The following is a 7,803-nucleotide window of genomic DNA, read 5'->3' as shown; positions in this document are numbered from 1 at the left end:
GATGTCGGCGATCATTCTTATGCGGTCGATGCGGCTGAGCGGGCTACTGAGGTCCTCCCCCTGCAGCTCTCGACGCACGATGTGCGTCGTGGCTCGTATCTCGATGAACCCTCGGCCCATCAGATAACGCACTGCGTCCTGAGCCGACAGACGCGCCTCTCGACGTCGTAAGAGCCGCCAGCCCATTACTCGCTCCCTCAATGAAAAGCGCGTTGTCGTCACCGTTGTCGTCAAGCACAACGAAAAGCGCCCCGGCCATGATTGGCTCGGGGCGTTTGTGCTGCTCAGTTGTTGTGGTCAGGGGCGGGGTCGAACCGCCGACCTTCCGCTTTTCAGGCGGACGCTCGTACCGACTGAGCTACCTGACCTTGGTGGTGGATCGAACACCTACCTGAGCGGTCCTGACGGGACTTGAACCCGCGACCTCCACCTTGACAGGGTGGCGAGCACTCCAAACTGCTCTACAGGACCTTGCTTGGCTGGGGCTTTTGTCCCCGGCCTTTCTGGCTTTGCCAGCCTACCAGTTCTTCGGAGGTCTTCGACCTGCCGTTTCCCTGGCGAGCCTTGGCTCTGCCGGTGCCCCCAACGGGATTCGAACCCGTGTCGCCGCCTTGAAAGGGCGGTGTCCTAGGCCACTAGACGATGGGGGCTCGGGACTCGCGTCCCGTTCCTTCGCCGTGCTCCGCTGGAGACCTCTGAAGCATAGGGGACTTTTGCCCCGTTGCCAAAGCGGCTTTCCGGCCTACGGCGTCGGTGTGACGGTGATGGACCCCGTTGGAGACGGGGCAATCGTCGGCACAGGAGAAATTGTACGGCCAGGCTCGGTCTCAACGTGACGCTGGATCTGAACCGACTGCTCACCGAGCCCTCCCAGGGTGATGTCGTCCCAGGCCCTCAGGCGGTGCGTATCGGCGTCGAAGTACAGAACCGAGGCCGCGACGGGGGTGGGTTCGTCGTGTTCGAGGGCTCGCAGCCCGGCGCCGCCGGTGGACCCCTGGACCAGGAGGCGGCTGCCGGAGGGCAGCAGTTCGGTGGATCGCTCGTGCGAGTGGCCGGTGAGGATCATCGGAGCCGCGCCGGAGAACCCCTTGGCGATCGTCGGGTCGTGGACGGCGATCAGGTCGACCTGCTTGGGGAGCCGGGCCAGCTTTGTGGCGTGGGAGCGGCCCAGCGCGTCGAGGGATTCGAGGTTGGAGTCGACGGAGACGGACTTGTCGGGGGTGAACCGGGGGTCGCCCAGGCCGTAGACGCGCAGCCCCGCCACGGTCTTGGCCGAGTCGTCGAGGACGACCGCGCCCTTCTGCCTGCTTACGGCCCGCTGGGTGGTCATGGAGTCGTGGTTGCCCCTGACGAAGACGTACGGGACGCCGAAAGTGCCGATCTCCTCGACGAACTTGTCCTCGGGGCCGGTGCCGTGGTCGGTCAGGTCGCCGGTGTCGATGATCGCGTCGATCTTGAACTGGGTGGTGACCGAGCGGATGAGGTTCCAGGCGATGGGGCTGAGGTGGATGTCGGAGACGTGCAGTATCCGGATCGAGGTGGGGTCGGCGTCATAGACCGGCAGCGCGGAGACGACGTCGTAGAGCTGGGAGACGTTGTTGACGAGCTTGGCGAGCTGGACCCGGTAGGACTCGAACCTGGTCACGATCGACTCGGCGTCGCCGACCAGCGTCGGAGCACCTGCCAGCAGGCCGGTGTACTTGGGTTCCACCACGGAGTCCGGCCGGAAGGTCAGGGCGACGGCGGCGCCCGTGCCGGCGATCGCGACGGCGACGCCCAGCGTGCCCGCGAGGGCAGGTCCTGGGCGGCGGAAGACGATCAGGGACGTGACCAGGGCGCCCGCCAGGCCGCAGAAGGCGGCACGCACGATCAGCGTCCTGACTCCGTTGCCCAGTTCCTCCTCCAGGAGCGCGGGGAGCCGGTCAGCCGAGAACCTGGGGTCGTCCAGGAACCCGCGTGCCCGGTCGGGGTTGATGTTCTCCAGGGTCACCCGGAGGCCGATCGGGGCGTTGTGCGTGTCGAACAGAAGTGTGCCGAAAGGGTGAGCATCCAACACGGTCTCCCCGGTCCACGAGGGCTCGGCGGACAGACCGAGCTCCACCGGACCGACATTGGACCGTACCGCCCCACCGAGCATGATGCCGAGCCACGCACCCGCCAGTGCGACGGCGGCGACGGCCGTGGTGCGGGCGATCCGCCTGCCCGCGCGACCAGTGGCGAGCCGACGGGTCCTCTGGGTCCAATCAGCGAATTTCATGGGCCTCCACCTCGCCCCGGGAACACCGGGGCAGAATGACAGGTGTGATCGAGATCTCGCGGGAGAAGTTTGAGGAGCTTGTGGCCGAGGCTCTGGACACCATTCCCCCCGAGCTGACGAAAGTGATGGACAACGTGGTGATCGTCGTCGTCGACGACCCGCCCGAACCAGATCTTCTGGGTCTTTACACCGGCATTCCCCTGACCGAACGTGGCGACTGGTACGCAGGAGTGCTACCCGACCGGATCGAGATCTACCGCAGGCCGATCTGCTCGATCTGCGAGACCGAGGAGCAGGTCATCGAAGAAGTGCAGATAACGGTCGTCCACGAAATCGCCCACCATTTCGGCATCGACGATGACCGGCTGCACGAGCTGGGCTGGTAACTAGCCCCGTACAACACACCAAAACCCCCGTTCCTGAAATATCACAGCTTATCATTACGGTTTGCATGCGCTTGATTGCTTTCGGTTGCGCGTCGGCCCTATAGCAGGCACCGTAGGTTACACAGTGAACACCCACAGTCAGTGTGCCTGCGAGCTCAGCGGAGTCCTATGGCGGCGACCAAGTCCGGCCGACTACCCGGGCGGCACCGCCGTCCGGCGGAACGCCAAGCGACCTACGGCGAGGTCATCGCCATCGGCGAGTTCCGCGCGCTCTGGATCGGCCAGGGGCTCTCCCTCCTCGGCGACCAGCTCTCCCGGGTGGCGCTGTCCGTCCTGGTCTTCGAGCGGACGGACTCGCCCCTGGCCACGGCGTCGGTCTATGCCCTGACCTACCTGCCACCGATCATCGGCGGGCCGCTCCTCGCGGGACTCGCCGATCGCCACGCCCGCCGGCGCATCATGCTCGTCTGTGACGTGCTCAGGGCCCTCCTGGTCGCGCTCATGGCGATCCCCGGCACCTCGTTCGTCATGCTGTGCGCGCTGGTCTTCTGCGTGGTGCTGCTCAGCGCGCCGTTCTCGGCGGCGCGGGCGGCGCTCCTGCCGGAGCTGCTCACGGGCGACCGCTACGTCGCGGGCTCCGCCCTGCAGAACATGACCAATCAGGGCGCGCAGATGCTCGGCTTCGCCGTCGGCGGCTTCCTGATCATGGGAATGGGGCCGTACCGCGCGCTGGCCCTGGACGCGGCGACCTACCTGGCCTCCGCGCTCATCATCGTCTCGGGCGTACGGCGGCGTCCCGCCCCCATCTCCGCCGACGAGAGCCGGCCCTCGATGTGGACGATGACCCGCGCCGGCGCCAGGCTGGTCTTCGGCGACCCCCGGCTACGGACGCTGGTGCTCTTCGCCTGGCTCTGCGGCTTCTACGTGCTCCCCGAGGGGATCGCGGCCCCGTACGCCGGTGAGCTGACCGGAAATCCCCGGCAGCTCTCCCTGGTCACCGGTCTGCTGATGGGGGCCATGCCCACCGGTACCGTCGTCGGCGCGTTCCTGTTCAGCCGCTACGTCAGCCCGTCGAACCGGCTGCGGTCGATGGGCTGGATGGCGATGCTGACCTGCGCGCCGCTGATCCTGTGCGCGGCGCAGCCGCCGCTGCCCGTAGTGCTGCTGCTCTGGTTCGTCTCGGGGCTGGGCGGGGCCTACCAACTCGCGGCCAACGCCGCGTTCGTACAGTGCGTCCCCGCCGAGCGGCGGGGACAGGCATTCGGGCTGGTCCAGTCGGGCCTGCTGGCCTCCCAGGGCGTCGGGATCCTGGTAGGCGGGGCCGCGGCCGACCACCTCGGCCCCGAGATGGTGGTGGCACTGGCCGGCGCGACCGGACTCGCCGTGGCGGCCGCGCTGGCCGTGCTCTGGAGGGGATCCCGCAGGGAGATCATCGAGAGGGTTCGCGCCGAGGCGAACTCCTGACTCACCCCTGGGTGCGGGGGTCGTCGCTACGCGGCGGCACCGTGCCGTACGGGGCCGAAGGGGGCTGGGGAGCCTGGTAGGGGGGATACTCGGGGGCCTGCTGGTGCGGAGCGCGGTGCTGGCTGGTGGCCTTGGCCCAGCCCTGCTCGGCCTTGGTCTTGGCGTCCACCCAGATCGGGTTGTCCTTGTTCTTGTCGATCAGGTCCTGGAGGACCGACCTGTCCTTGTTCTCCTCGGGCAGGAGCACCCAGCCGATCGCGTAGACCGCCACCCCGAGACCACCGAAGAAGGTGGCGACGGCGAGGGCCGCGCGGATGATGTTGGGGTCCACCCCGATGTAGCGTCCGAGGCCGGAGGCCACACCGGCGATGATGCGCCCGTCCCTGGTCCTGCGGAGCTGCTTGACGCCGGAAAAGTCGTTTTCGTTCATGTATTAAGACTGCCCCGTGGCGGGTCCTCATCACATCGGGACTTCCCCTGGCGCGACCCTGACATCCACCCTGTTCGGCTCGGCAATACCCTGACAGGGCCGAACAGAGAGGAAAACCCATGGACGACCTCCTGCGTATCGACGACACGCTCTCCGAGGAGCAGCGACTCATCCGCGACACCGTGCGGGACTTCGTCGCGGACCGGGTGCTCCCTCATATCGGCGACTGGTTCGAGGAGGCCACCTTCCCCGCCCGCGAGCTCGCCCCGGCGCTCGGCTCGCTCGGCGTGCTGGGCATGCACCTTCAGGGGTACGGCTGCGCGGGCCTCGACGCCGTCTCGTACGGGGTGGCCTGCCGCGAGCTGGAGGCGGGAGACTCCGGACTGCGGTCGTTCGTCTCCGTGCAGGGCTCGCTCGCGATGTTCCCGATCTGGAAGTACGGCTCCGCCGAGCAGAAGGACGAGTGGCTGCCCCGGATGGCCGCGGGCGAGGCGATCGGCTGCTTCGGCCTGACCGAGCCCGACCACGGCTCCGACCCGGCCGGCATGCGCACCCACGCCAAGCTGGACCCCTCGGGCGACTGGATACTCAACGGCGCCAAGATGTGGATCACCAACGGCTCGATCGCCGACGTCGCGGTGGTCTGGGCGCAGACCGAGGACGGCGTCCGCGGCTTCGTGGTGCCCGCGGACACCCCTGGCTTCACCGCCCCGGAGATCCACCGGAAGATGTCCCTGCGGGCCTCGGTGACCTCGTCGCTCTACTTCGACGACGTCCGCCTGCCCGCCTCAGCCGTACTGCCCGGGGTGCGCGGCCTGAAGGGCCCGCTGTCCTGCCTGTCCGAGGCGCGCTTCGGCATCCTGTGGGGCGTGGTGGGGGCGGCCCGCGCCTGCCTGGAGTCCGCAGTCGACTACTCCACCTCCCGCGTCCAGTTCGGCAGGCCCATCGGCGGCTTCCAGCTGACCCAGGAGAAGCTCGCGTGGATGTACGTCGGCCTGGGACAGTCACAGCTCACCGCGCTCCATCTGGGCCGCCTCAAGGACGCGGGGACCCTCACCCCCCGCCAGGTCAGCTTCGGCAAGCTCGCCAACGTCCGCGCCGCCCTGGACATCGCCCGCCAGGCACGCTCCATCCTGGGCGGCAACGGCATCACGCTGGAGTATCCGGTGATCCGGCACATGAACAACCTGGAGAGCGTGCTGACCTACGAGGGCACCCAGGAGATCCACACGCTCGTGCTCGGTGAGGCGCTGACCGGCATCCCCGCCTACCGCTGACGCTTCCGCATGCGTCCGAAGGTCCCGCAGGGCCCGGACACGCGCTCTGCCCGTGTCCGGCGCGCTCGGGCTACCTTCGGCGGGGGTGGCGCTGGGGCAGGCCGCAGGAGCGCCACTCGGGGGCCTGGGCCGCCCGCTCCAGCTTCTCCGCCCAGGAGACTCCCGTGCGCAGGTAGAACCGGAGCAGCTCGGCGGTGGCGCGGGCGTCGGCCAGCGCGGCGTGGGCCCCGAGGAGCGGGATACCCGCGCGCTCGCAGCAGGCGGCGAGCGTCCACCTGCCGTCGGGGATGAAGCCCGGTGCCAGCCGCTGCGTGCACAGGGTCTCGGTCACCCACTCGCTGCCGGGCAGGTGCCGCAGGAAGCGCAGGTCGAAGGAGGCGTTGTGGGCCACCAGGACCCGGCCGGCGATCCGCTGCCAGACCTCGTCCAGCAACTCCTCGATCACCGGCGCGCCCGCGACCATCGCGCCGGTGATGCCGTGGACGTGCACGGCCCCGGTGCCCCGCCTCGGATTGACCAGCGAGTGCCACTCGTCGACGGTCTCGCCCTGGGCGTTCAGCGAGATGAGCGCTATCTCGCAGATCCGGTCGCCCCTGGAAGGCGAGAAACCCGTGGTCTCCACGTCGACCACGACATACCCTTGCCGCGTGGAGACATGTGCACTGCGGGCGGGCTCAAGCCCCGAGCTCGTCATGCCCGCCACTCTAGGAGCCGCTCTCGCCCTCCACCTGCCGTTCCGCAAACAGGTGACCGCGAATGGGCCTGGCGACGGACGTTAGTGGACACTATCCTCGGTACGCTGTCACCTGCGGGGCGTTAGCTCAATGGTTAGAGCTGCGGACTTTTAATCCGTAGGTTCTGGGTTCGAGTCCCAGGCGCCCTACCACCCGCGAGCAGGAACGTAGGCTCTGACCTGGGCCTACGTTCCTGGCGATCTTTCTCCGCCTATGCAGCCAGACGCAGCCGTCTGCCACCGGTCCCGGAATATACGCGGAATGGGATCGACAACGTTTCCCCAGGTCAGCTCAGAGGTTTCGGAAGCTCGCCGAGCGGTTCCGGGGCCACGGTAGCCGACACGACGAAGGACCCCGAGGGCTACCCGGAGTCCTTCGTGTCCTGCTGTTGAGAATGTCATGTCGTGAGCACTTCCAAGATCCGCTTGTTGGCCACCTCGTGTTGGCCGTCGATGCACTTGGCGTAGACCTTGAGAAGCACGTCCACTCCATGCCCCGCCCGCTCCGCCACCTCCGGTGCATGGACCCCCGCGTTCAGCCAGAGCGAGACCGCCGCGTGCCGCAGGTCGTACGGCCTACGCGCCAGCGGTGAGGCGACCTGGTCAGGCGTGAAGGCGTAGGACCGGGCTTGCTTCCAGACCATCGAGACCGTGGAACCGGGGAAGGTCTGGCCGGTACGAGTCCGAAACAGCCGGCCATCCTCGGCGACGCCGTACCGCTCGATGTGCTCGCGCAGGATGGCCACCAGCTCCGGAGGGATCGGCACGGCCCGCGTGGCTTTCTCGTCACGGTGCTTGAGCCCTCGTTCGTCGTTGGACTCCCCCGAGTCGGTGTAACGCTTGTTGCTCTCCGGCCGGCTCTTCTCCAGGGTGAGCATGCCCCATCCCGTCTTCGGAAGCTCACAGTTCGCCTTGCGCAGACCGGCCGCCTCAGCCGGGCGAAGACCGGCGAAGTACATGCAGGCGAACATGGCCGCCATCATCTGGCCACAGGTACGGCCCGCATAGGTCACCGCGATCAACAGCTGACGAGCCTGCTCCGGATTGACCACCGACCGACGATCGATCTCGCCGCCGGTTTTGACCTTGCGGAACTTGACCTTGTGGATCGGATTCGCCGAAAGCTCACCCAGCTCCACGGCGTACTCCAGGACGTGATGGAAGACCGCCCGCTTGCGCCGGTAGGTCAAGGCGGCGCCGCGGCGCGCCGCCGCACGGCCCGCCGCCCGAACGCCGTCCGAGCGTGCGGCGTGGGC

At 67.9% G+C, this 7,803-nt stretch carries 7 protein-coding genes and 4 tRNA genes; 4 read left to right on the top strand and 7 right to left on the bottom strand.

Going from position 1 to position 7,803, the window contains the following annotated elements; genetic code table 11:
- Positions 1-294: 294 nt before the first annotated feature.
- From ABZ260_RS41760 to ABZ260_RS41745, 4 genes are all read right to left on the bottom strand, one after another.
- Positions 295-368 (bottom strand) — tRNA-Phe (locus ABZ260_RS41760).
- Between the two features lie 28 nt (positions 369-396).
- Positions 397-471, bottom strand: a tRNA-Asp gene (locus ABZ260_RS41755).
- A 106-nt stretch (positions 472-577) separates the two neighbouring features.
- Positions 578-650 (bottom strand) — tRNA-Glu (locus ABZ260_RS41750).
- A 92-nt stretch (positions 651-742) separates the two neighbouring features.
- Positions 743-2,257 carry a metallophosphoesterase gene (locus tag ABZ260_RS41745; RefSeq protein WP_355628817.1) on the bottom strand — a complete coding sequence of 505 codons (1,515 nt, stop codon included), beginning with the start codon at positions 2,255-2,257 and terminating at the stop codon, positions 743-745.
- A gap of 35 nt (positions 2,258-2,292) precedes the next feature.
- On the opposite strand from ABZ260_RS41745, the gene ABZ260_RS41740 reads away from it, so the two are divergent.
- On the top strand, positions 2,293-2,643 hold the full coding sequence (locus ABZ260_RS41740) for a metallopeptidase family protein (RefSeq protein ID WP_355555754.1): 351 nt from the start codon (positions 2,293-2,295) through the stop codon (positions 2,641-2,643).
- Between the two features lie 168 nt (positions 2,644-2,811).
- The gene (locus ABZ260_RS41735) at positions 2,812-4,107 is read left to right on the top strand and encodes an MFS transporter (RefSeq protein WP_355628814.1); all 1,296 of its coding nucleotides are present in this window, start codon (positions 2,812-2,814) and stop codon (positions 4,105-4,107) included.
- Position 4,108: 1 nt separating this feature from the next.
- Here ABZ260_RS41735 and ABZ260_RS41730 read toward each other — a convergent pair whose 3' ends face one another.
- Positions 4,109-4,537: a PspC domain-containing protein gene (locus tag ABZ260_RS41730; RefSeq protein ID WP_350927700.1), complete on the bottom strand. Its 429-nt coding sequence runs from the start codon at positions 4,535-4,537 to the stop codon at positions 4,109-4,111.
- 119 nt (positions 4,538-4,656) lie between these two features.
- Here ABZ260_RS41730 and ABZ260_RS41725 point away from each other — a divergent pair, with 119 nt between their 5' ends.
- Complete coding sequence (locus ABZ260_RS41725) at positions 4,657-5,814, top strand: acyl-CoA dehydrogenase family protein (RefSeq protein WP_355628812.1); 1,158 nt, start codon at positions 4,657-4,659, stop codon at positions 5,812-5,814.
- A gap of 70 nt (positions 5,815-5,884) precedes the next feature.
- On the opposite strand, the gene ABZ260_RS41720 is transcribed toward ABZ260_RS41725, so the two are convergent.
- Positions 5,885-6,508 carry a 3'-5' exonuclease gene (locus tag ABZ260_RS41720; protein WP_355555748.1) on the bottom strand — a complete coding sequence of 208 codons (624 nt, stop codon included), beginning with the start codon at positions 6,506-6,508 and terminating at the stop codon, positions 5,885-5,887.
- A gap of 116 nt (positions 6,509-6,624) precedes the next feature.
- Between ABZ260_RS41720 and ABZ260_RS41715 the strand changes: the two genes are divergently transcribed.
- A tRNA-Lys gene (locus tag ABZ260_RS41715) sits at positions 6,625-6,700 on the top strand.
- A gap of 245 nt (positions 6,701-6,945) precedes the next feature.
- On the opposite strand, the gene ABZ260_RS41710 is transcribed toward ABZ260_RS41715, so the two are convergent.
- Positions 6,946-7,803, bottom strand: an 858-nt coding sequence (locus tag ABZ260_RS41710) for a tyrosine-type recombinase/integrase (RefSeq protein ID WP_355628809.1), incomplete at its 5' end; no start/stop codon positions are given.

Source organism: Streptosporangium sp. NPDC006013, from assembly GCF_040614275.1.
In the GTDB taxonomy this organism is placed as follows: domain Bacteria; phylum Actinomycetota; class Actinomycetes; order Streptosporangiales; family Streptosporangiaceae; genus Streptosporangium.
This window is presented reverse-complemented; position numbering and strand designations above follow the sequence as displayed.